We start from the raw sequence: 20272 nt of genomic DNA on the forward strand, positions 1-20272 counted from the left end.
ATCAAAACGAGGATTTACCGTTCAGGGGCGGTCGTGATGTTGTTGGTTATGATGTTATTGTTGGACTGGTATATGAAAATTCCGTTGGTCGACGCCCCATTGTTGTTGTTCTTGTTGTTTCCATAGATGGTGTTTCCGGTGATGGTGGCGTTGTCGGACTGTCTCGACTCGATGCCGGGCCCACCATTGCCGTAGACCGTGTTGTTTTGGACAAGGAATCCTCCGGTATATCCAAAATTTGAGTCTAGGATGATACCTTCACCATCGGTGACCTCTCCAGAGGAGGAAATATTCGGAACCAGGTTCGCATTATTGTAGGAGGTGTTGCCGCTTATGATGATATGGGGACCAGGATTCGTATCCAAGTTCTTCGACGTATTGACGGTAATGCCGCTATTGGCATACGGTGACCAGTGTGCGTTGTCGTGCACAACGTTCTTCAAAATTTGCAGATAATCAGCTCCGTCTGAACCAATGCCACCGCCGGGTTCGTTGTAGACCGTGTTGTTCGCGATCGTGATGTGGTTTGGCAGCGGGACACTGCTGCTTGGCCCGATGTATATGCCGTTCCCACAGACTGCAGCGTTGCTGGTGCTATACCCCGCCAACGCTTGGCTCAAGCTGAAGTTGGCCGCACCGCCCACTACAGTGAAGCCCTTAACGGTGATATAGGATGCTGAGATCATGATGGCGTTCCAGGCGCCGGCGCTGTCGATGACAGGCGTCTGTCCGGGAGCGGCTTCGAAGGTGATTGGGGCGCTCGCAGTACCACTCGTGGTGATCTGCAGCACATGGCCGCCCGGCTCCCCGGTATAAGTACCATTCATGACCTCGACAGTGTCACCGGGCTTCACCAGGTTCGCGGCTGCCTGAAGGGTGGCCAGAGGAACAGTGGCAGACGTGCCTGCGTTATTGTCATGCCCGATTGCAGAGCTCACGTAATAGGTGGTCATAGATCCTGCCGGCGAAGGAGTGCCGGCGCTGCACAGAATTGTCGTTGGCGCCGTGCCGATCAAGTTGCCGTTTGCTGATCCGCAAATTCCGTCCACGGCCTGGGCGGCGCCTATGCCAAGGAAAAGCATGCCCGCAGTAACAAAAAGCGCTCTCAACATTTTGCTGTACCGGTCCTCGTCATGAGCCCGAACTTCACAAATGGGCTCTTAGAGTGTTGCTGCCCGTGGTCGAAAGAACAGATGTACTCGGCCAGCTCGGCAATTTTGCTGGGAGTATGCCTCCGGCTCTTTGAAATCCCCGTCCTGTATGAAGATGTCGTATTTACCGGGATCCATGAATTTCCACAAATTTTCAAATTTTATTCCCTTACCGCGGCAGCGTCAGCGTGTGCACTTCGACGAACACCATAGGGTCGTGGCTAGGATCGATCTGCTGCCTTCCAGCACATTCGTAGCCTTCCACATTCAATCTTGATGAACGTTGGCATGATCTTCAGCTCCTCCGCAAAGGTCATCCGACGCGGTGCTTCCCACTGAAATCGTGCGGCTCCCGCCAGCCCGCACACTACCATTGGAACTGCGCGTCCTCCCTGAGTCAGTTAGGTCAGAACATTCTTCATGAAACGTCTCCGTTGAGTGCGCACCCGCTGGCATGAATTCCATGGCGCGATCATAAAAGCGCTTGATGCGTTCTGCTAAGATGAAATCCTGTGCGCGGGCGACCGCGCCCGCAGACAAGACAGCAAGCTTCTCTGGCGACGCAAGCAGCCGGCATACTTCCTGGGCCATCATTGTGGCGAGCTGCGCGCTATTTTGACCGTTGTGCTTTACGACGACACCGGAGCTCGGCGTCACCATGTCTCTGGGACCGCCTAGATCAAGGCAAACGACTGGTAAGCCATGAGACATTGCTTCGAGCACTACAAAGCCGCCGCTGTCATGCAGGCTTGGAAAAAGGAAGAGGTCGTGATTTCTGTACAGCTCGAACAACGCATTCTGTGGCAGTTGCGGAATGAATTCCACGCTGCCGAGAAGTTTGTTGTGCCTTATATCGTCTTCGAGCCTCGATCGTTCCGGGCCGCTTCCTACGATCGTGAAGCGGGCATTAGGGATTTGCCTCACGACCTCGGCAAAAGCCCTGATGGCTATATGAACGCCCTTCCAGTAGAGCAGGCGACCGGCGTAAAGAAAACGCGGCGGTCCTGAGGAGGAGCGCGGCAGGCGACCGCTGGGGAGGTTTGGAAGGCCGAGTTGCGTGAAGACCGTCGCCTTGTTGCGGAGGGCGCCCTTAAACAGATTCTGGGTGTCCGCTGTGGAAACAAAAATAACGGAAGCGCGAGCCAGACCACTCCGGACCAGTGGGTTCATCGCAATGGTCGAATTGGACAGATCTCGTATTCCTTCGAGTATCCTGCCCCTTAAGCCTATTTCGTCCCGCAGTGAGGGCGGAGACGTTTCCCCGCCTCCGACCGGCCCTATAATGAGCGGTGCTGCAAGTGCCCCCAAGAACGTCGGCGCGCGAATGCCGGCCCATGTGAGATGGTGGACGACGTCGAAGCCGACTTGCTGGTGCAGGTCGCGTGCGTCACGCAGGGCTGCGCGCTGCCAGAGCACGTTGTAGGTTCTCTCCCATTTGGGTTCGACCGCCTGTTTGAGGGGCCATCCCTTAACCTCAGGGAAGACCCAATGGATACCGTCGAGGCCCGGGATCTCGTCACATGCGCGCTTGATCGAGTCATGATGTGCGGGGGATACAAACGCCCAGATTTCGTGGCCCAACCTGTGGGCTTCGGTCGCCCAATTCCAGCCAACAGCATGGTCAGAACCACGATTGGGGGCGCACGCATAGGCTGAAATCAATAGCTTCATGTAGCTACATCATGTGCGTCTCGATGCGACACATCGTTGTCGGCACTATTGTTTTCCGACGGCGGTGGAGATCTATTTCCGAGATGAAGCGTGCAGGGTTTACCAATCTCGAGCGTAGGACTTCCACCCGGCAAGCTGTTGAAACGCCCGGACGACAAAAATGGAGTTGTAGACGAGGTAGCGGTGAGCGAGCCGCCGAGGCTCCGACATGAGACGAAAGAGCCACTCCAAACCTGAACGCTGCATCCATAGCGGCGCCTGAGGCTTCGCGCCCGCGGCGAAATCGAACGCCGCCCCCACGCCAAGTAACGCAGCGGCTTCAATTTTGCCGACATGGTTCACGATCCATTTGTCCTGCTTCGGCATTCCGAGCCCGACCCAGACGTAGTCGGGACGGGCGTCGTTGATGGCCTGGATATCGGCGGCGTCTTCTTCCGGCGTGAGCGGCCGGAACGGAGGGGACCGGTAGCCAGCGATGGTCAGGCCCGGGAAGCGCGCTACGAGGCGCGAGACCATTGCCTCGACGACACGAGGGCTTCCTCCGTAAAAATAGTGTCGGTGGCCAGTCTGGGCCGCCCTTTCGCACATCGCCATAAGCAGGTCGGGTCCATAGACGCGCCCCGCATTGGGATAGCCGCGGCGTTGGCACCACCAGACCAGAGGCATCCCATCCTCCGTCGTCAGACCGGACCGGTTCAGAGCGCTTCGAATCTCGGGATCTCTCTGCGCTTCCATAATGCCGTGAACACAAGTGCAGAGGACGTATTCGCGGCGTCCTTCGGCTTGCCAATTTTCCAATATGTTGATGGTTTGCGGAAGATTCACCGGCGTGACGCCGACTCCAAGAATGTTCACCCTGGGAATCTCGCTCGGAATGCCAGCCAGGATTTGGCTGTTTTCTCGTTGGTCGGCCAGATGTTTCACGATATCAGCCCTTTCTCCACCGGCTTCGGGCGGTCAAGTGGGGGCCCGAACAGATCAGCGTGAAGCTGCTCCAGTCGAGCCGCGTAGTGACGCACGTCGAATTTCTCGAGGAAACGGGCGCGCGCGCCACTCGCCAGCCGCATCCGAAGACTTTCGTCTTCGATCACGCGGACCAATGTCTCGGCGAGCGCCGCTATGTCTCCGGGAGGCACGAGTATCCCCGACACCTCCGGCTTGATCACTTCCGAATGCGCGCCGACCGGGGTTGTGATCACGACGAGGCCATGGGACAGGCCCTCCAGCACCGACATCGCCAACCCCTCGGCATAGGAGGGAAGAACTAGGACGTCGGCATTGGCGCACAATTCGCTCGTGCGCCTCTGATCGAGCCAGCCCGGAAAGCTTAGCGAGCCCAGGATGCCGAGGTCCTTCGCAAGGTTGCGGTACTCCTCGATCGGTCCGTCCCCCGCGAGCGTTGCACGCCAGCGCAGGTGCCTTACGGCGGGGCTGGCGAGGGCCTTCAGCAAATCCGGCACACCCTTTCGAGAGCCGAGGTGCCCGAGAAAGAGCAACTGACACGGCTGTCCAGGGGCCGGACGTCCATCGAGATCTGGGAGAGGATCCGGTACCGCGTTGGGAAGGACGGTCATGCGGTCCTTGCGCAGCTGGAACAATTGGGAGATCACTTCGAGGTCTCGCCGTCCAAGTACGATGACTGCGGCTGCACGGCGAAACATCGTTGCAATCAGCTTTTTAACAAAGGTCCCCCGGCTGCGGTAATATGCAGCGTAGTCGTAATCATGGAGATGCAGGACGTAGCGCAATCCAAGTGGCCGGCAGATGGTCAGGAGAATGAGCTTGCGAATGGTGCTGCCGCGGCCTGTGATGTTGACGTGTGCCACGCAGGGCGACGAAAGACACGCGCGAGACAGCGTAAGAATGGCGCGGCCAAGATAAGCAATGGACCCGACGACGTGCAGCGGTGACGAGCCGAGGTACCACGGGCCACGTGAATCGACGACCTGGTAACGAAATCTTTGTTCGGTCTCTTGGTAGGCTTGGAGGAAATAACCCATCTGGCGGCCAATTCCACCGCCATGCTCCAGTCCGCCTGGAGTAACAATAAGAACGGTGCGCGTCCGGAGCCCGTGAGTGACAGCGTCGTCGCAGTTCAATTCACAATCCACTAGTTGCTCCCGCCTGTTCGGCGTGTTTCGTGCAGTCCGTCTCCGTTGCAGCCGCATCACTTGCACAGCGGTAGATTTGGCTTACTCATGGATGGAGTCCATTCCAGCCAAGCGTTCTTGAGTTTGGTGCGTCTTGAGCGAGATCCTCGAAAACCAGCCAGTCGTTTGACGTCATTTCCGGCTTGGGCTTCAGTGGATGAAGCGATCCGACTCGGAAAATCCAATTCAAAGACCTGCCGTCGTCCTCATGCCACCCGCGCTTTGGGCATGACGTTCCTCGCCGCTTGGGCGGCAATCCACTGGTAGGTCGGTTCCAGCCCCGCGCGGAGCGATCGGCTCGGCTCCCAGCCGAGATTCTCCCTGATCAGCCGGTTGTCGGAGTTCCGACCTCGCACGCCCTGAGGTCCGGGCACGTGGTTCTTGCCAATCCGCTTGCCGGCGATATCCGCCACCATGTCGACAAGCTGGTTGATTGTGACCATTTCTTCCGAACCAATGTTGACCGGGCCGGAGAAGTTTGAGCGCAACAGCCGCACGGTGCCCTCGATACATTCGTCGATGTAAAGGAATGAGCGGGTTTGCTCGCCGTCGCCCCACACCTCGATATCCTCGCCGTTGCGCGCCATGGCAACTTTGCGACAGACCGCGGCCGGGGCCTTTTCGCGGCCTCCGATCCACGTGCCCTCCGGTCCAAAGATATTATGATAGCGCGCGATGTGGGTCTGCACACCGTAGTTTCGCCGGTAAGCCAGATACAGGCGTTCGCTGAACAGCTTTTCCCAACCGTACTCGCTGTCAGGCGCGGCCGGATAAGCCGAGTCCTCCGAGCACTTCGGGTTTTTCGGATCTTCCTGGTTATAGGCCGGATACATGCATGCCGACGACGAATAGAAGATCTTTCTGACGCCGCGCTTGTGGCAGGCGTCTAGTACGCTCGAATTGATCGTGACTGAGTTGTGCATGACGTCGGCGTCATGCTCGCCGGTGAAAATATAGCCGGCGCCGCCCATGTCGGCGGCGAGTTGATAGACTTCATCAAATCGGCGGTCCACGACGGCACGACAAAATCCCTGATCCCGCAGGTCGCCTATGACGAAATCGTCGGCTTGGGTTTCGGAGAACTCATGAAATTTCAGATCGACCCCGCGAACCCAAAATCCGTCCTTCTTGAGACGCTTCACGAGATGGCCGCCGATGAATCCACCGGCTCCGCAGACCAGGGCGCTTTTCATTAATCCTGTCCTATTATTTTCGCATTAATTAATCCGATAGCCAAAATAATGTTTAATAATTTAAAGTCAACAATTTAATTCTGTTCAAAATTAATGGCCTGTATTAATGTCCTTGTGCCAAGCAGTGAATGCGGGGAGCGAGCTCGGGGCAGCGAATGGACATACTTGCAGACGCTAGTTACGCCGACCAGCCTGAAAGCGCCGACGTCAGTTATGCCAACCGGCCTGCTGAAAGCGCCGACGCCGAGATCCCGCTTGTCGTCGATCTCGACGGTACCTTGGTGCGATCAGACCTGCTGGTCGAATCCGCATTCGCCTATCTGGGTGTGAACCCGTTTCGGATCTTCTCGCTTCCCGGCTTGATGCTGCAAGGGAAGGCCGGGTTGAAGGACGGCATCGCCGCCAAGACAGCCATTGACGCGACACATTTGCCCTACGACGAGCGCGTGCTTGCCTTGATCGAGGAGGCGCGACGCGAGGGGCGGAAGATCTACATCGCCTCGGCGAGCAACGAGCGCTACGTCGCAGCGGTGGGAGCCCACGTGGGTGCCGACGGATGGTTTGCCTCGAACACGTCGGTAAACCTCTCCGGTGAGACCAAGGCACGTCTCCTCGTCGAAGCCTTCGGTGAAAGAGGTTTCGACTACGCCGGCAACGACCGCGCTGATCTTCCGGTCTGGGCGGCCTGTAACAAGGTTTGGGCGGTTAATCCGTCGCGTGGCGTTCGAAGCGCACTCGCTGCGAGCGGTGCGGACGTGGCGATCGTCGTGTCGCAGGGCGGGCGAGCCAAGGCGTGGATCAAGCTCGTCCGCGTTCATCAGTGGGCCAAGAATGCATTGGTCTTCGTACCGCTCCTCACCGCGCACAAGTTCGGCTTGGGAAGCTTCCTGGAGGCGTTCGGTGCCTTTTTAGCGTTCTCGACCGCCGCATCCGCGGTCTATCTCGTCAACGATCTCGTCGACCTCGATGCGGATCGCAAACACCCCTCGAAGAAGCGGCGCCCCCTGGCCGCCGGCACGGTTCCGATTCTGACCGCATTTCCCGTCGCGTTCGGCCTGCTCGCAATGGCATTCGCGTTCGCGCTGTTCATCGCGCCGCTCTTCCTGGGCGTGCTCCTCGTATATCTCACCCTGACAACCGCCTATACTTTCTTCCTTAAACGAAAAATGCTTGTCGATGTCGTCGCTCTCGCCGCGCTCTACACAATCCGGGTGATCGGCGGCGCCGCAGCGATCTCGGTGCCGGCGTCGGAGTGGTTACTCGGCTTCTCCATGTTCATCTTCACCTCGCTGGCGCTCATCAAGCGGTACGTGGAACTCGCCGCGCTCTTCGACACCGATCTACCCGATCCCTCGAACCGCAATTATCGCAAGTCTGACATGAACATCGTGGCGGCACTGGCGGCGGCAGCCGGCTTCAACTCGGTCACTATTTTCGCGCTCTACATCTCTTCCGACGCGGTGAAGCAACTCTATCACCATCCCAAAGCGCTCTGGCTGGTGTGTCCCATTCTCATGTATTGGCTCGGGCGGGCTCTCATGATGGCGCATCGGCGACTGATGGATGACGATCCCGTCGTCTTCGCCCTCAAGGATAGGAACAGCCTGTTGGCCTTCGGACTGATCGGCCTGATCATGATGGGAGCGGCGTGAGTGGAGAGCCGAACAGCTTCGCGCCACTTGGCGTACAAAACTCCAGAGACTCTAGCCGCTGTTGGATGAAACTCGGTGGCAGGTCAGAATGTCCTGATGAATGAGAAGTGAACACATGAGAATCTGCTTAGTTGCGCACGAGATTCCAGATTATTGTATTGAGTTTGCCGAGACGATCGCAGAGTCTGCCGACGTCCTGCTGTGCATCGCCGCTAAGCATCTTTCGCCAGATCGATCAGCGTCGACGCGCCGTTTGGAGATAAAATGGTTAAATTGGCCGCGGCAGCGCAATCTTATCGGCAGCGCAGTTTTTATGGCGCGTCTCGCTCGTCAAATTCGGAGATGGAATCCCGATATCGTCCATATCCTTTTGGAGAGCAACGTATGGACTAATCTTCTGCCCTTTCTTCTCCGGTCCCGGCCACTTATAACTACCGTCCATGATGTTAAGCTGCATCCAGGCGACGTCAGTTCGGCTAGGATACCGCGATTCTTCATGAAGTTGCTTGTACGGCAATCGGACGCAATAGTCGTACACGGCGAGGGTTTGCGCCGAGAGGCAGCGAAGGAGTTCCGCATCAAATCCGAAAGGATCTTTGTTTTTCCGCACCCGCCGCTCCTTCGTTACCGGCACGCAGCCCAGAAACATGGATTCTCAAAACCCAGCGACGGTGTCTTCCGTGTTTTATTCTTCGGACGGATCTACGAATACAAGGGCCTGCGTTTCCTGCTTCAGGCTGCACCGCTGATCATGAGATCCGTTAGTCATTTGAAAATTGTAATAGCTGGCGCCGGGGATGATTTTCAGAAGTACGACAATCTTGTTTCTGACGTCACTAGCGTGCAAGTGCACTACGGATTTGTTTCAGTCGATCAAGCGGCTCGTTTGTTCACTGAAGCCGATGTGCTAGCGTTGCCTTACATTGAGGCATCCCAGAGCGGCGTCCTCATGGTCGCAATGCCGTTTGGATTGCCGGTTGTTGCAACCGACGTCGGTGAAATCGCTGACACCGTCAAATCGACAGGAATCGGCCTAGTCATTCCACCCCGAGATGAAGTAGCCCTAGCCAAGGCCTTGATTGAGGTCGCTTCTGATGAAGCTCTCAGGAACCGTCTTTCGAAAAGTGCTGCGGTCGCGATGAGCGGCGGGTATTCTCGAAGAGCTCTCTCCAGATGCGCAATCGACATCTATGCACACGTTCTGAAGTCACGATGACTTTGACGCCACTTGCAACACAGGTCGGCCACCGAAGGGCAAGCCTGATCGTTGCACCTGAGCCGCATATTTTAAAGAGGCACCCATGACTTTACGCTCACTCGTTGTGCGATTATTCGTGCCAAAGAAGCTAGTTGTGCGCAGGCACGCTATGGCGGCTTGGCGCGCGGGGGAGCCTGAGCTGAAGATGATTCCGACCCTGTGTGAGAAGTCTAAGATCTCGATCGATGCAGGAGCCAATTACGGTGCGTATACATTTTTTATGTCGCAACACTCTCGAGAAGTGATAGCCGTCGAGCCGAACCCAAGATATGCTAATCTTTTGAGGAATGGCACGAAGGGAAATGTGAAAGTCATTGAAGGCGCCGTTTCGGACCGGAGCGGCGAGGCGGTTATGCGAATACCTGTTGCAAACGAAGAATTGGGAATGGCCACGATAGAGCCGCAGAACAGCCTGGACAACGTCGACACGACATCTTTGCCCGTCAAATTGCTGACACTCGACTCGCTTGCGACGACCGGGGTGAGCTTCATTAAAGTCGATGTCGAGGGGCACGAACTTGCGGTGCTTCGTGGGGCACTCGGGATCATATCGCGCGACTTGCCCGCGATCCTTGTCGAAGCAGAAGAGCGGCACCGCCCGAACGCGGTCGCCTCGACATACGATCTGCTCCGTCCCTATGGGTATCGCGGCTTTTTTCTACTCGGAAACCGGCTTGCGAGCATCGATCAATTTGACGTGGGCAAGCATCAGGACGTGCGGAGGCTGGCTTCGGGCGGTGATGCCACAGGCAGTTTGCGGTATGTGAACAATTTTCTTTTTTTGGCGCGGGACATCGATGCAGCTCTCAAGCGGCTCGTTGCGTGATCGTGGCAACGGGGGGTGTCGCACCGCTCGGCGAGGTGCCGAATGTGGACCAAAGAGAACCGCTGCCGCTTAAAGCGCGGATTGCGCCGGGTCGAGGCGCCTGTCATCGCGCGACCAAGCGATTTGAACCTCCTCCGATGAGTGGACACCTGTAGTAGGCTCGGAGAGCCTGGAGGTGTCGAACGAAAGGACGTCGACGTCGGTCGTTCACGGAGGAGTACAAGCGAAAAGCCGTTGAACTCGTGGTATCGGGCGGACGGTCAATCACGTCCGTTGCCAAGGAACTTGGGCTGCGCAACTTCATCTTGCGTCGCTGGTTGGCGAAGCTGGAGCAGAAACCGACGGCGGCGGCGCGGCACGCCATAACGCAGGTGACGCCGCCGTCGGCGGACCAGGCTGCGGAGATCGCTCGGCTGCGGCAGGAGAACGAGCGGCTGCGCATGGAACGCGACATTTCAAAAAGTCGATCGCGATCTTCGCCGGAACGCGGACATTCGCTTCATCGAGGATCATCGTGAGGTTTACCCGGTGCGGCTAATGTGTGCCGTGCTCGCGGTCTCGCCGGCCTACTATTACGCCCGGCGGGGGCAGCCGGTGAGCGCACGAGCGAGCGCCAATACCACGCTGCTGGCGGCGATCCGCTAAATCCATCGAGGCAGCGGCCGACATTATGGCAGCGCGCGGGTACATGCCGCATGCCGCGCTGCCGGCGCAGGGATGAGGCGCCAGCCGTGGTCGGGTCGAACGATTGATGCGTCGACATGGCGTCCGTCATGGTGCCGCCACGTCGGGTCCGCACCACCGACAGCCGCCATACCCTGTCGATCGCACAGAACCTGATCCAGTGCCACTTCACCGCCGCCGCGCCGAACTTGCCGACATCACCTACATTTCGACCGGAGAAGGCTGGCTATACCTAGCCGCCGTCGTGGACCTCTTCAGCCGCAAACTCGTCGGCTGGGCGATGCGAGACCGTCTGCGGACTGAACTTGCCTCGTCCGCATTAACGATGGCGATCCAGCGGCAACGTAAGCGCCAAGCTGAGGCCGTTTAGGCTTTGAAGTGCCAGGGCATGAGAGCATCGATCTGAGAGATCGGCCAGCGCTGCACGATCCGTTCGAGAGTTTCCGTGAGCCAGGCGTGCGGATCGACATCGTTCATCTTCGCGGTCTGCAGAAGTGTGGCGATGGTCGCCTAGGTCCGGCCGCCGCCATGGCTGCCTGCAAAGAGCGCATTTTTTCTTGTGATGGCTTGCGGCCGGATTGCAAGCTCGACAGTGTTGGAGTCGATCTCGATACGGCGGTCGCCTAGAAAGCGCTCGAGGGGGCGGTGGATCGCCTCGGCAAGTTTGGACTTGCCCGACAGGCGCGGCAGCTCCTTGTCCCAAAGATCGAAGAGCGCCGCGACGATCGCGGCGGTTACAGCTGCGGCCGGCCGGACCCTAACTCCTCCTGGAAGAAATATGCAGTGGCGGGTCGGTCCGGATGAGTTCGATCAGGCTTTCGATACCGAAGTCGGTGAACGCCTGGACGCAGTGAATGCAGGTCAAGGTTTTAGGCGTTGAACGTCGGCGCCGGTCGAGTTACGACGACTAGATTGCCGCGCTAACACTGCTGCCGGATCGTGAGCCTGCGACTGCCCAAGCCGTCGGTGCGTCAGATAATTCTGCCGCCGTACTGCTCTCATTGTTCCTTCGCACATGAGCCAGAATACGAAGAAGAGTATTGTCCAAGCGCTAGAAAAGTCGATCAAAACCGGCTCTGTCACTCCAATGATGACGATAGCACCGCTGCACAGCAATGATGATGTTCCGAGTTCTCTGGCTGACGTTCGCAAGCAGCGGTACGCCGACCATACGCTTCTTAAGAAGATGACGGAGATCAATGTCGTGCCTATCACGCCTACCTCCACCAACATCTCCAATAATCCATTGTGGGCGGTCGGAATATTTGCCCAGCCCAACTCTTCAGAAATCGCGTTTGCAGCTGAATTGGCCGCCCCCCAGAATGCGAAATAACCCCAGCCCGCGATTGGTCGTTCATAGATTTTTTCTACTACTAGAGCCCAAAGTTCTGTACGACCAGTTAGCGTTGCGTCTTTTCCGAGTATTTCTAGTACGGGATCCGGGAACAGAGTCAAAGCCAGGGCGATCGCTCCCGAAAGAACTGCTACAGATGTACTCAGAACCCGTGTAAGTCCGCCCCTTCTGTAGAGACAGATGAAAAACGTCATTAGACACAAATAGAGGGTTACCGAGATTGAAGTTGAAGATCTGCTGGCAAGCACCACCACTAGGAACACTATCGACCTAACGACGCTCCAAAATCGCGCCTGCCTGCTCGCCGCGGCCCGCAGGATATGCATGTTAGCAAGCACACCTGCGGCCATCACTTGACCAAGTACATTTTTAGCAACGAAGATTCCTCGTAACGCGAGCGGGACCTCGGCGGGGGTCACGAGAGACTCGAACAAATCGGGGAGCGCGAGCGCGCTTCTCGGATCAAAGGCGAGCAACGCGAGCGAAGCAACGGCCGATAGCAAGCAGACCGTGCTCATCAAACCCGTGAACTCACGATCAGTCAGACGGGCCGCCATGCCGATCACGCCAAGAACAAAGAACACATATAATCCCCCCCGTCGCGCTGTGGTCCACGGGTCGACCGACCAAGCGATTGAGAGCAGGAAAAACGATACCAAGGAAATAGCAAGGAGCTCCCCAGTGCTAATGCCCTTGGTCGTACGGACTCTGGCCAAAAACAGCGCGAGACAAGCCCACACAAATCCAAGATTCAAGGCCGCTGCCAATGCCGTCGTGGTCGCGGGTCCGTCTTGAGACTCGCCATAATACATCCGAGATAAAATGCCAAACACGCCAACCGTGTGCAGCACGAAGAAGGCAGATGCTAGATCTAAATAACTCCATCGGAACACATAAGGTCCGGATCTTCTAATTGAGCTCATAATGGGTCGAATATGTCCCGTTTAATGTGAAGTCGAAATTGTTGAACGACGCGGCGGCAGCTAGACAATGGTACATCGAGGCGCGATCCTGGCAAGGTCTTCATCGTCAACGCACTGATGACCATCATAGCCTACGCCTTCCTGCAACATCGTCGCCTCGCCTCGGATGTCATCCTGGAATCTTACCGCAACGTATAAAGCGCTTTTACGATTGCGGCATGGAATTCATCCCGCGCAGCGAAGCGGCCGTCGCGCGACGGCTTGACCATGCGCTATCGATTCCCCAGCAGGTCCTGCACGATCGAGCCGGCGACCTTGATCGGCTCGACAAGCCGAAACATGCCCACGACGATAGCGAGGTAGATGCAAGTACAGCAAGCGCCCAACAACAAGACGCGAACGAAGCTGGAATAGTCGGCAAAAGCCTCCACTTGCAACCACCAGCCTGCCCCTGCAGCACAGATTGCGCCGATCAGTTGGATGCCGACGGCCCGGATCACGAGCGCAGCGCCAATACCTATGGGACGACCAGCATAGGTTATCGAAGGTACGGCAAGGAGCGAACTCGCCACAACAATTGCAACGGCGATTCCCTTGGCACCGAAGGGCAGGCCTCCGATAATCGCCACGACCTGAACAACAGCCGTAATGATTCCCCAGTTGCGCCAGCGGTCTGCTCTCCCGATGGAAAGATGCAACCAGCCCTGTGAGCCCTCAACGACCTGGAGAACGCCACGCAAGGCGAGAATGCTCAGGATTAAGCCGGCCATCCGCCACTTCTCTCCCAACAATATCACCGTCAGGTCTTCCGCGACGACCGACAGAATCGCCGCCGCGGGCATGAAGAAGAATGCCAGCGTAGACAATGCGGCTTCGTACTTTTTCCGAAGAGCGGCTGGATCGGATTGAAGTTTGCTGAGGGCCGCGCTTGCGACCATGTGTAGCTGAATAAGTGCCGAGAAGATCGAGTTCTCATACAGCGCGGTGGCGTTTTGATAATATCCAACCTGGTCAGGCCGGTAGAACAAGCCCAGCGCAATCCGGTCGACCGATTTGGCCATCGTATAAATGACCGAAAAACCTACCACGTGTTGGCCAAACCGGATCATCGGCCTCACGTCACTGTCAAAGGCCGGAAATCCAGGTCTCCATCGGCATACAAACCACGCCCCAACGGCAATACAGAACGTGCTTACGACCGGACGCAGCACCAGCGCCCAATAACCCGATCCGAAAATTGCGACAACGACCGCAACGACAATTCCTGCCAGTGTGCTGAGAACCTGTATGTTGGCGATCTTACTGAACTGCATCGAACGTCGTAAAAGCGCCAAGTGCTGGTTTGACACTCCTCCCAGCACGAAAGTGATTGCAATACACAGCGCGATCGGCTCCAGCCGGGGCTCGCCATATATCCATGCAATCAACGGGCTGCAGGCAGCCACGATCACCGCAACGGCCAACCCAATGCCGCTACTGAGCCAAAAAAGGGAGTTGACCTGCCCTCGCGTTATCTTACTTTTTTGTACTGTAGCGTCTCCGAGGCCAAAGTCGATGAGCAGTGGAGCAAAGCTCGTCAGAACCGTGACGATCGCGACCAGCCCAAAATCCTCCGGCGCCAAGAGCCGGGCCAGGATGACCGCGGAAACGATCTGGAGAGCGCCATTCCCGTATTGCATCGCGACGGCGACGAAGCCACCGCGCAAGGCGCGGCGCCCCAGATCTTTCGAGTCACTGTGGTCCTCAAAATAACCCGCTACGCTGTCAACCATACCGTTATTAATCACCTTCGCTCATCCAGAAAATAACTGTATAATACACCTTCGGATTAATCTCGCTTCCCATAATTGATAAACCGGCTGCAGATACTTCGCGACGATGGTGGCTTGGTTACCGAGCAAGGAATTTTCTCATGAAAGTCAGTGAACCCGTCTATGACGCTTCTCAGTCGATCTTCGCGAGAGCGGCAAAGTTGAGATTGTTTGGAAAGTCGCCTGCCACGGCCTATTTGCGGTTTAACAAGCCGCTCTGGGAATTCATTCCGCGCGGCCTCCAGAATTCCAATCCTGTTCACGCGTACGGAACCTGGCTTCAGAGCCTGGTTCGCCTCAGCGCCACGCGAGAACAGTATTTCGGAACGTTCTTTCTCCGAAACCGTCCAGCCTTGGAACTGATGCGCCGTATTGCCGACAAGAAGCCAAAGGGCGCAACCTTGAGAATTGCCGTGCTCGCGTGCAGTGCTGGCGCCGAGGTTTACTCGATCCTTTGGACAATTCGCTCGGCTCGACCCGACCTCAAGGTTTCCGTGCGCGCGGTGGACATTTCGCAGAAGATTCTGAACTTTGCTGAAAATGGCGTGTACGCGTCCGATACCACCGGACTGGTCGGCTCCTCGATCTTCGAGCGCCTGACCGCGCACGAAATGGAGCATATGTTCGACTGGAAAGGCGACGCGGCCAGTGTAAAGCCCTGGCTCCGAGAGGGGATTACGTGGCAGCTTGGCGATGCTTCTTCGCCCGAGCTGATCCGCGCTTTGGGACCTCAGGACATCGTGGTGGCCAACAATTTCCTTTGCCATATGGAGCCGCCAGCGGCAGAGAGCTGTCTGCGGAATATTGCGGGTCTGCTCGATCGTGGGGGATGCCTGTTTGTTTCGGGCGTCGATCTCGATGTTCGAGCAAAGGTCGCGCGAGAGCTTGGATGGCGGCCGATCCCAGAGTTGCTCGAGCAAATCCACGACGGAGATCCTTGCGTCCGAAATGACTGGCCCTGGAAGTGGTGGGGTCTTGAACCGCTAAATCGCAGCAAGCCCAATTGGCGTAGTCGATATGCGGCATTCTTTGAGGTCAACGACGGAAACGGCTAGAAGCCGAGGTCGATCTTCGACTCGCCAAACGCGATAGACTCCTCCCTTGATCCGAGGTCAAGCGCCACTAACGCCCGATGCCCTCGTAGTGCGCGAAGGCCTCCGGATCGAGAACACGGCGCCCATCGACGACCAGAGGACGTCTGCCAAGCTCTTTCAGCAAGCCAGCGAGCTGTAAGAACTCCTTCCATCGCGTGACCAGAATAACGACCTGCGCGTTGGCGACCGCCTCGCGGAGCGATTCCGCCAGATCCACGTCCGTCAGATCCGCGTGTCCATTCGGGCGCGCGACAGGGTCATAGGCCGTCACACGCGCGCCTTCCATCTTGAGTTTGCGAATGATCGGAAAAGCCGGGGATTCGCGCACGTCATCCGTATCGGGCTTGAACGCGATTCCGAGTATGGTGACCGTCACATCCTGCAGCGACGCGAAATGGCGCCGGATCAAACCCATTATCTCGTCGATCTGTCCCTTGTTAACGTCGAGAACGCTCTGCAGAAGATTCAGCGTCAGGCCCTTTTCGCGCCCCTGGCCTATCAATGCTGTAACGTCCTTGGGCAAGCAGCTCCCGCCGAACCCGCAGCCTGGCTCCAGGAAGCCGACAATGGGCGCCGTCACTCTCTCGCCGCCAATACGCGTTGTGAAATATCCGGCTTGATGCACGCCGCGCATCACGTCGGCTGCGTCCACATTGCCGACCGCCCTGCACAAGCGCGCAATCTCGTTCGAGAACGAGATCATGGTAGCCAGCACGGCGTTCGACGCGTACTTGATCATCTCCGCAGTCGTCGGACTGGTCACGATGCGCGGCACCGCTTTGTCGAAGCCGGAGTAGAGGTCGCGCAGGACATCATGCGTGCGGGCATCTATACCCCCGAGCACCAGCCGGTCCGGATAGGAGAAGTCAGAGACCGCGGTGCCCTCGGTCAGAAACTCCGGGTTCATGCCCAGTCCGAACCCTTGCCCCGCAATCTTGCCGGATGCTCGTTCGAGCGCTGCTCGCACAACACCCACCGTCGTTCCGGGTATGACCGTGCTTTTGACGATCACGGTGCTGTAGCTGGCCTTGCGCCGAAGCGCACCACCGATCTCGGAGGCTGCCGCCTCGACATAGGAAAGATCGATCTTGCCGTCGGCGGCAGGCGTCCCCACCGCAATGAACGTCACGTCGGTCGCCGCTACCGCCGCGGCCAAATCCGTGGATGCCCGCAAGCGCCGGCCGACGTGGCGCTCCATGAGCTCCGACAAGCCCTTCTCGTGGATCGGCGACCGCGCCGAGTTGATCATCTCGACCTTGCCGGGATCGACATCCACGCAGGTGACGTCGTGCCCGCACTCGGCGAGGCAAGCGCCCGTCACCAAACCCACATAGCCCGTGCCGATGATTGAAATCTTCATTGCGCGGCCGCATTCCGGTTGTGGTTGTACCAGATCAACGATCGGTAGATGCCGTCCTCGATCAGGACCTTGGGCGCGAAGCCGAGTTCATTGCGCGCCTTGTCGATGACGGGGCAACGGCGGTTCGGATTGTCGATCAAATAATCTGCTTCGTTGCTCTTGCCCAACACGACCTTGCCCCGGTAACCGCAGACTTCGGCAGCCGCCTTGACGATGAGCTCCGCCAGATTGGCGATGGAGATTTCCGGACGGTCGATGCCGATGTTATAGGGCTCGCCGGCACCGCCGCGCACCAGAACCTTGAAGTAGCCGGTAATCGCATCGGTCGCGTAGCAGAAGGTCCGCGTCGGGCTGCCGTCGGACAGCATGACGATGTCGCGCCCCGCGAAAATATCCTTCGCAAAGTCCGATATCACGCGTCCATCGGTAATCTTCAATCCAGGACCGTAGTTGTTGAACGGCCGCGCCATGCGCACCGGGATTTCCTCCTGCCTGGCGTAGACGACGCACATCGTCTCACCGAAGCGCTTGGTCTCGTCGTAGCAGGCCCGAGGGCCGGTGCAGGAGACGTGGCCCCGGTAGTCCTCGGGTGTCGGTATGGCCGCCGATACGGGGTCGCCGTAGATCTCGCTCGACGAATAGAACAGAAACCCGCGCAGCGGCTGGCCCCTGTCTCGCTCCGCCACGGCATAGTCCAGCAGGTTGCGCAAGCCGTTGACGTTCGCGTCGATGCACTTGAGCGGTTGGGCGCGATAGAAGATGGGTGAAGCGATGCCCGCAGCGTGGACGACATAATCGAAATGGCCGATATCCTTCGGCAGCGGTTCGATCATGTCATGGCGCCGCAATTCCAGGTCAGCGCGCCCGCGCAGGGCTTCGAGCCATTCGGGCACACCGCGCGCGTAATTGTCGTACACCGCGACATTGATCTTGCCGCCGGCCGCGCGCGTATCATTCCAGTGCAGAACGGATTGAACGAGGTAGTATCCGAGGAATCCGCCGCCGCCCGTCACGAGCAATCTTCCGCCGGACATGGCGCCGAACTCGGCGGCTAGATCCGCACAGATCGCATCCAGGTCTTCATCCAGGAGCTCCTGCAACCCAATCAACTGTCTGTGCTTGCGCATGTACGAAGATTCCATCATTTGAACCTAGAGAACGAGCTTTCGCGCGTGGAAAGCCTCGGCGTAGCGCGTTGGCGAGTTGCACTCGACACCGCGAAGGCGCATGTGACCGCGAAACAGGTCCGCGTCGAACCATTGGTGATTGATCTGTGAGGGAAAACTCTTCAGCAGGGTCGACACCTTCTTGTCGACTGTCGCCTCCGACAGCGGACAAAAAACTCCCGGGTGCGTCAGATCCCCTTCATATTTCGGAATCTCGTATTCCAGGATCGTGTGATTGCGGAAGGTGTTCCACGTCAGCTCCGAAATGACGCGATGATCCTGATGCCGGTCGGTGAGGTAGTGAGTCATGATAAGATCCGGTGCGCCCCACTTGCGCATGTCCTCGAACGCGTCCTTGACGTCGGCCACACAGGACGGGAAATAGCTGCCGCGAAACCTGTGAACATGCACAGTGAGATCGGCGCCCGCTGCGCCCAGCAGCGATTCGGCTGCTGCGCGCGTCTCGGGCTCGCGCACGTCATCTCCGGAGAAGAGCACCCAAACGAAACGCAATCGAGGATAGCGCTTATGCAGCTCGATCAGCGTCCCGCCGCATCCGATCTCAATGTCGTCGCAATGGGCGCCCAAGCAGAGGATCGTACCGTCCGCAGGGAGATCAGGCTTGAATCGCAGCATGGTCTTCGCCCAGAGAGGATCGCCGGCTGGTTCTGGAAAGCGCCTTGTTGAGCGCTTTCTCGCCACTGACGAAGGATTGGTCGGTCCAAAGGTAGGCCCAATCCCCATAGCGGCCGCAATATGCGATGCCGATATCGTCGAGGAAGCCGTGAACCGCTGCCGTGCAGGACGTCGCCTCCAGATCGAAGATCACGTTGGCATAGGGAATGTGCATGGCGCCGCGGTACAGGATGCGATCGTCCTCGCGCAATATGCCGCACTGCCTGAGACCGGCGATGACCGGCTCGATGCAATCCTCGGGCCGCCGGTCGAGGGGCCTGTACTTCTTGGAGAAGTAGCACTCCGCCTGCAGGCTCCCGCATCCGGGAGGAACGTTGTGCGGAGATTGCAGATGCGGCGTGCTGAGACGGCTGAAGAAGATGTCGCGATCGTAGAAGTAGGTCCAGTGAGCGTCGATGAGGTCTTCCCGATCGATGCCGAGGTTGACGATGACGGCTTCGCTGCAGGCCAGCCGTTCGGCCGCCTCGAGAACGTCTCGCGGTACTCCCTCGATCATCGGTATCAGCTCAGGCAGCGGAATCGACGAAATCAGGGCGTCGTATGATGCCGCCGCGCCGTTCTTGAAGTGCAGCAGGCGTGCCTTCGGATCGATGCGAACGACCTTGTGACCGAGCTTGATGTCGGCCATTTTTTTGAACGGCTTGAGGTAGCTGACAAAGCCGCCGCGACTTGGATAGCGAAAGCCGCTGTTGTAGTTCACATTGGCCGTGCTCGGCTCCAGGGCGCCGCGAAACACCTCATCGAGCTTCGGGCGATACATTCGCGGGCCAATCCACTCCGTGCTCAGGTTGGACGCCGTCGTGGTGTGGTATTTCCACGTGTATTCCATCGGAAACGTTTCCGAAAACGTCTTGCCGTAGCTTGCGCGCAGCCAGTCCTCGTAGTTGCGAATTGGCGGCGTTTCGGTGCGCTGCGCCACTTCGACGAATTCCAGCATGATCTTGGTGACCAGGTCGGTCGGCAATCCGTACAGGTTGACCTGGGCCGGATGCTTGATCCAGTGCCCCCGCCAATAGTTGTTGATCCGCGTCGGCGTGCTTTCGTATTTGCCGCCGATATTGGCCGCGAGCAGATCCTTGATGCGGCCATCGTCAGTGAACGACACGTGCGGCCCTTCATCGAAGACCCAGCCGCCCGGAAACTCGTGCGACGCGGTATGGCCGCCGACGTAATCGTGCATGTCGTACATCACGGGGCGTGGTGCGCCGGCCGCCTGCGCGGCGTGCGCAGCACCGAAACCCGCCATTCCCGTACCCAGTATCGTGATACTCGTCATCGCCAGT

At 58.0% G+C, this 20272-nt stretch carries 17 protein-coding genes and 2 pseudogenes; 7 read left to right on the top strand and 12 right to left on the bottom strand.

All coding sequences use genetic code 11. From position 1 onward, the window contains the following. Positions 1-14 precede the first annotated feature (14 nt). The 5 genes from K289_RS47565 to K289_RS0143530 all read right to left on the bottom strand — a co-directional run bounded on the left by K289_RS47565 (position 15) and on the right by K289_RS0143530 (position 6165). The gene (locus K289_RS47565) at positions 15-1112 is read right to left on the bottom strand and encodes a right-handed parallel beta-helix repeat-containing protein (protein WP_051311404.1); all 1098 of its coding nucleotides are present in this window, start codon (positions 1110-1112) and stop codon (positions 15-17) included. A 306-nt stretch (positions 1113-1418) separates the two neighbouring features. Next, positions 1419-2822 (bottom strand): glycosyltransferase family 4 protein, encoded by a 1404-nt coding sequence (locus K289_RS48170; RefSeq protein ID WP_084788987.1) that lies wholly within the window; start codon positions 2820-2822, stop codon positions 1419-1421. A gap of 99 nt (positions 2823-2921) precedes the next feature. Further along, the gene (locus K289_RS0143520) at positions 2922-3746 is read right to left on the bottom strand and encodes a WecB/TagA/CpsF family glycosyltransferase (RefSeq protein WP_198024908.1); all 825 of its coding nucleotides are present in this window, start codon (positions 3744-3746) and stop codon (positions 2922-2924) included. Continuing rightward, on the bottom strand, positions 3743-4822 hold the full coding sequence (locus tag K289_RS47575) for a glycosyltransferase family 4 protein (protein ID WP_051311407.1): 1080 nt from the start codon (positions 4820-4822) through the stop codon (positions 3743-3745). Before K289_RS47575 ends, K289_RS0143520 begins: the two co-directional genes overlap by 4 nt. A gap of 356 nt (positions 4823-5178) precedes the next feature. After that, positions 5179-6165, bottom strand: a complete 987-nt coding sequence (locus tag K289_RS0143530) for an NAD-dependent epimerase/dehydratase family protein (RefSeq protein ID WP_027557023.1) — start codon at positions 6163-6165, stop codon at positions 5179-5181. A 155-nt stretch (positions 6166-6320) separates the two neighbouring features. On the opposite strand from K289_RS0143530, the gene K289_RS47580 reads away from it, so the two are divergent. The 6 genes and pseudogenes from K289_RS47580 to K289_RS53355 all read left to right on the top strand — a co-directional run bounded on the left by K289_RS47580 (position 6321) and on the right by K289_RS53355 (position 10955). After that, entirely contained in the window at positions 6321-7817 is a 1497-nt protein-coding gene (locus K289_RS47580; protein ID WP_084788989.1) for a UbiA family prenyltransferase, read from the top strand. A gap of 115 nt (positions 7818-7932) precedes the next feature. Beyond that, positions 7933-9033 carry a glycosyltransferase family 4 protein gene (locus K289_RS50100; RefSeq protein ID WP_198024909.1) on the top strand — a complete coding sequence of 367 codons (1101 nt, stop codon included), beginning with the start codon at positions 7933-7935 and terminating at the stop codon, positions 9031-9033. Positions 9034-9220: 187 nt separating this feature from the next. After that, entirely contained in the window at positions 9221-9901 is a 681-nt protein-coding gene (locus K289_RS47590) for an FkbM family methyltransferase (RefSeq protein ID WP_198024910.1), read from the top strand. Between the two features lie 203 nt (positions 9902-10104). Next, positions 10105-10419, top strand: a pseudogene (locus K289_RS53350) (transposase); the annotation flags it as partial. A 243-nt stretch (positions 10420-10662) separates the two neighbouring features. Next, the gene (locus K289_RS52065) at positions 10663-10821 is read left to right on the top strand and encodes a hypothetical protein (protein WP_198024915.1); all 159 of its coding nucleotides are present in this window, start codon (positions 10663-10665) and stop codon (positions 10819-10821) included. 8 nt (positions 10822-10829) lie between these two features. Next, entirely contained in the window at positions 10830-10955 is a 126-nt protein-coding gene (locus tag K289_RS53355; RefSeq protein ID WP_371260927.1) for a hypothetical protein, read from the top strand. On the opposite strand, the pseudogene K289_RS50110 reads toward K289_RS53355, so the two are convergent. The 3 genes and pseudogenes from K289_RS50110 to K289_RS0143575 all read right to left on the bottom strand — a co-directional run. Then, a pseudogene (locus tag K289_RS50110) lies at positions 10952-11320 on the bottom strand (transposase domain-containing protein); the annotation flags it as partial. The gene K289_RS53355 and the pseudogene K289_RS50110 overlap by 4 nt on opposite strands. Positions 11321-11446: 126 nt before the next feature. Beyond that, positions 11447-12790, bottom strand: coding sequence for an O-antigen ligase (locus tag K289_RS0143565; protein WP_198024911.1), 1344 nt, complete (start codon positions 12788-12790; stop codon positions 11447-11449). 344 nt (positions 12791-13134) lie between these two features. Continuing rightward, entirely contained in the window at positions 13135-14649 is a 1515-nt protein-coding gene (locus tag K289_RS0143575) for a lipopolysaccharide biosynthesis protein (RefSeq protein ID WP_245284176.1), read from the bottom strand. A gap of 125 nt (positions 14650-14774) precedes the next feature. Between K289_RS0143575 and K289_RS0143580 the strand changes: the two genes are divergently transcribed. Then, positions 14775-15728, top strand: coding sequence for a CheR family methyltransferase (locus K289_RS0143580; protein WP_027557027.1), 954 nt, complete (start codon positions 14775-14777; stop codon positions 15726-15728). A 67-nt stretch (positions 15729-15795) separates the two neighbouring features. On the opposite strand, the gene K289_RS0143585 is transcribed toward K289_RS0143580, so the two are convergent. The 4 genes from K289_RS0143585 to K289_RS47600 are packed head-to-tail and all read right to left on the bottom strand — an operon-like array spanning position 15796 to position 20265. After that, on the bottom strand, positions 15796-17127 hold the full coding sequence (locus K289_RS0143585) for a UDP-glucose/GDP-mannose dehydrogenase family protein (protein ID WP_027557028.1): 1332 nt from the start codon (positions 17125-17127) through the stop codon (positions 15796-15798). Then, positions 17124-18254 carry an NAD-dependent epimerase/dehydratase family protein gene (locus tag K289_RS0143590; protein ID WP_027557029.1) on the bottom strand — a complete coding sequence of 377 codons (1131 nt, stop codon included), beginning with the start codon at positions 18252-18254 and terminating at the stop codon, positions 17124-17126. Before K289_RS0143590 ends, K289_RS0143585 begins: the two co-directional genes overlap by 4 nt. 24 nt (positions 18255-18278) lie before the next feature. Next, a complete protein-coding gene (locus K289_RS0143595) occupies positions 18279-18929 on the bottom strand; it encodes a PIG-L deacetylase family protein (RefSeq protein ID WP_027557030.1) in 651 nt (216 codons plus the stop codon). Further along, positions 18910-20265 (bottom strand): NAD(P)/FAD-dependent oxidoreductase, encoded by a 1356-nt coding sequence (locus K289_RS47600; protein ID WP_084788995.1) that lies wholly within the window; start codon positions 20263-20265, stop codon positions 18910-18912. The genes K289_RS0143595 and K289_RS47600 overlap by 20 nt, the downstream gene beginning before the upstream one ends. Between the last annotated feature and the right edge of the window lie 7 nt (positions 20266-20272).

This window comes from Bradyrhizobium sp. Cp5.3 (genome assembly GCF_000426265.1).
Classification (GTDB): domain Bacteria; phylum Pseudomonadota; class Alphaproteobacteria; order Rhizobiales; family Xanthobacteraceae; genus Bradyrhizobium; species Bradyrhizobium neotropicale.

Excerpts from the sequence above, each read along its gene's own strand:
- K289_RS47565 (WP_051311404.1), bottom strand. The coding sequence starts at position 1,112 with ATGTTGAGAGCGCTTTTTGTTACTGCGGGCATGCTTTTCCTTGGCATA.
- K289_RS48170 (WP_084788987.1), bottom strand. The coding sequence starts at position 2,822 with ATGAAGCTATTGATTTCAGCCTATGCGTGCGCCCCCAATCGTGGTTCT.
- K289_RS47575 (WP_051311407.1), bottom strand. The coding sequence starts at position 4,822 with ATGGGTTATTTCCTCCAAGCCTACCAAGAGACCGAACAAAGATTTCGT.
- K289_RS0143530 (WP_027557023.1), bottom strand. The coding sequence starts at position 6,165 with ATGAAAAGCGCCCTGGTCTGCGGAGCCGGTGGATTCATCGGCGGCCAT.
- K289_RS47580 (WP_084788989.1), top strand. The coding sequence starts at position 6,321 with ATGGACATACTTGCAGACGCTAGTTACGCCGACCAGCCTGAAAGCGCC.
- K289_RS50100 (WP_198024909.1), top strand. The coding sequence starts at position 7,933 with ATGAGAATCTGCTTAGTTGCGCACGAGATTCCAGATTATTGTATTGAG.
- K289_RS47590 (WP_198024910.1), top strand. The coding sequence starts at position 9,221 with ATGATTCCGACCCTGTGTGAGAAGTCTAAGATCTCGATCGATGCAGGA.
- K289_RS52065 (WP_198024915.1), top strand. The coding sequence starts at position 10,663 with ATGGCGTCCGTCATGGTGCCGCCACGTCGGGTCCGCACCACCGACAGC.
- K289_RS0143580 (WP_027557027.1), top strand. The coding sequence starts at position 14,775 with ATGAAAGTCAGTGAACCCGTCTATGACGCTTCTCAGTCGATCTTCGCG.
- K289_RS0143585 (WP_027557028.1), bottom strand. The coding sequence starts at position 17,127 with ATGAAGATTTCAATCATCGGCACGGGCTATGTGGGTTTGGTGACGGGC.
- K289_RS0143590 (WP_027557029.1), bottom strand. The coding sequence starts at position 18,254 with ATGCGCAAGCACAGACAGTTGATTGGGTTGCAGGAGCTCCTGGATGAA.
- K289_RS0143595 (WP_027557030.1), bottom strand. The coding sequence starts at position 18,929 with ATGCTGCGATTCAAGCCTGATCTCCCTGCGGACGGTACGATCCTCTGC.
- K289_RS47600 (WP_084788995.1), bottom strand. The coding sequence starts at position 20,265 with ATGACGAGTATCACGATACTGGGTACGGGAATGGCGGGTTTCGGTGCT.